Annotated in this window: 2 protein-coding genes; one reads left to right on the top strand and one right to left on the bottom strand. The window is 67.8% G+C overall.

Annotated elements, in window-relative coordinates; genetic code table 11:
* On the top strand, positions 1–1,038 hold a 1,038-nt coding region (locus MUO23_09745), incomplete at its 5' end, for a hypothetical protein (protein ID MCJ7513235.1).
* Between the two features lie 273 nt (positions 1,039–1,311).
* Here MUO23_09745 and MUO23_09740 read toward each other — a convergent pair.
* A partial coding sequence (locus tag MUO23_09740) for an iron-containing alcohol dehydrogenase (GenBank protein ID MCJ7513234.1) occupies positions 1,312–2,220 on the bottom strand: 909 nt, incomplete at its 5' end.

Below are 2,220 nucleotides of genomic sequence, written 5' to 3'. Positions count from 1 at the left end.
GGGGTGTTGCCCCTGGAGGGCGTGCTGGCTTTCGAAGCCGCCGGAGTCACTTCCGAGTGGGACTCCTCGGCCATGTGCACGGCGCTGTTGCTCGAACGCCTATGGCCGCTCGTCCCCGACGCCAGCCTCGGCCTGCGCCTCGCGGAGAAGCCGCTCCCTCCCCATGGATTGCCGGTCCCGGACCTCGCCGGCTTCGCGGGCGTCCTCGGCCGTGATCGATCGACAGAATCGCGGCCGCGTGAAAACGCCATCGGATTGCTGCGCTCCCTGCTTGCGCGCTTGCCGCCCGCACGCTTGGAGACGCTTGTCACCTTGGTGCTAGATGGGCGCGATCCGGCGCGATCACTGACCTTCCGTCTGATCCAGGAACTCAATCTCGGCAGCGAGCGCTACCAGGCTCTCTATCAGCTTGCGCCACAACTGCAGACGGAAAGCTTCCTGTCGACCTGCGATCGACCCATGCTGAATGCAAGCGAGCGCCAGGCGCTGCGGGCGTGGATCGCGCGGCCCAACCATGCCTTCGCCATCTTCACCAACCGGCCATCCTCGGGGCCGGATGGAACCAGCGGCGCCCCGGAGGCCGAAATCGGAGTCGCCTGCGCCGGCCTGGACGGGTTGCCGATCGTCGGCATGGGGGACCTGGGCTGGCTGGCGAATCAGAGAGGCATGGAGTCCCATTCTATGCTCAAGCCCTCGCCCATCCATGTGCTGACGGCCATGCAGCTGGCGCTTGGCGCTTCCTTGCCGGACGCCCTGATGGATGCGGCGGGGCTAGCGTTGGATGGCAGGCTGGGTTCGTGCTGGTCCGTCTTAGAGGGCGCGCGCGTGGTTGCCGTTGAGGACGCCTCCAAGGGGGTGCGCAGCGCAGCGGCCGCGGCCGCCGTGCTGCGCAAGCATGGGCTCCACCTTCGCCTAACGCTCCTCGGGATCCCTGATCATCCGGAGAAGGCGCGCGCCCTGCGGGATGCGGGCGCGGCCATTGTGACGGATGTCCACCAGGCACTGGACCACCTCCCTGGCTGGCACAGCCCAGCCTAGGGCACACTCAGTCCGCGTACCGCACGCCTTCAGGCACTCCTTCGGAGTTGTGATCCGCGCCTGCGACTGGCACGTGGCGAACGCCACGCAGGTGCCCGGCTGGCAGCTTGCCCTCTCCCAGGACGCGGCGCTGGAGATCGGCTCGTCCGGATGGCAAGAACTCAAATCGCAGCGACAGTGGGCACCTGCAATTGTTGGCTCATCGGGTGACTGGGGCGCAGAAGCACTCGATTCGGACTATTGGGGCCTTCGGTCCGCGCGGTGCTGCCCGCTCTAGGCTGTCGAACCGCCACCCCAGAAGCCCTGCTCTGAGAAGAGCGACCGGAGGGCCGCTTCGAGCAGCCCGGTCTCGAACGCAAGATCGAGCACGGTATAGCGCTTGCGCACCTGGCGCGCCAGGGAGTACGACTGACGCAGGCGTTCGAAGTCCAGGCCAATGGAGCGCGGATCGGTAGGGCATCCAGCCCGGCCCAGCCTGTCCTGGGCATCGTGGGGAGACAAGGCCCAGGACCGTAGCCATTCGCGCAGCGCAGGCCAGGCCTCGCCGGCGCGTTCGAGGCGGGTTTGCAGCTGAGCGGCCGTTGGGTGCTTGGCCAGCGTCTCGGCGACCGCCTGATCGGCTTGCGGTCCCGACGGGTGCGCCCGGCGCACGTCTGCCTCAGCCTGCTCTCGGCCGGGCCAGTCCCGGCAGAGCGCCTTCACCGGCAAGCCAGACAGATCCTGCCCCAGAAGCCACTCGATCAGCGCCGAGGAGGCGATCGTCCCCAACCCAACCTGGATTCCGTGGGGCACACTCTCGCCCCCGTGGGTCAGACCCTGCATCTCCCACAGATGGCTGAACAGATGCTCGCTGCCGGAGGCCGCCCGGGTGGAGCTCGAGATCTGCATGGCGAGTCCGGCGATGACCAATCCCTCGACCAGATCGCGCAGCGACGCCGGATCGCCGGCCCGCACCCCGTCGGGGTTGCCCGTCCATGGTTCGAGCCCTTGCTCCATCAGCTGCCATGAGACCGGCTCGATAGTCTCGATTCCCAGATCGTGTGCAATGCGCCAATCCGCCAGGGCCGTGTACTTGCCCAGCAGGTCGCCATACCCGGCGGCGCTCATGCCAAGCGGAGCGGCCGCAAGGACGTCCAGATCCGCGACCAGCGCCCGCGGCGCTGGGCACGGATCGACCTTCTT

It is taken from the genome of Anaerolineales bacterium, from assembly GCA_022866145.1.
Taxonomy (GTDB): Bacteria; Chloroflexota; Anaerolineae; order Anaerolineales; family E44-bin32; genus PFL42.
Note: the sequence above shows the minus strand (reverse complement) of the source record. Positions and strands in the feature narration are given on the sequence as shown.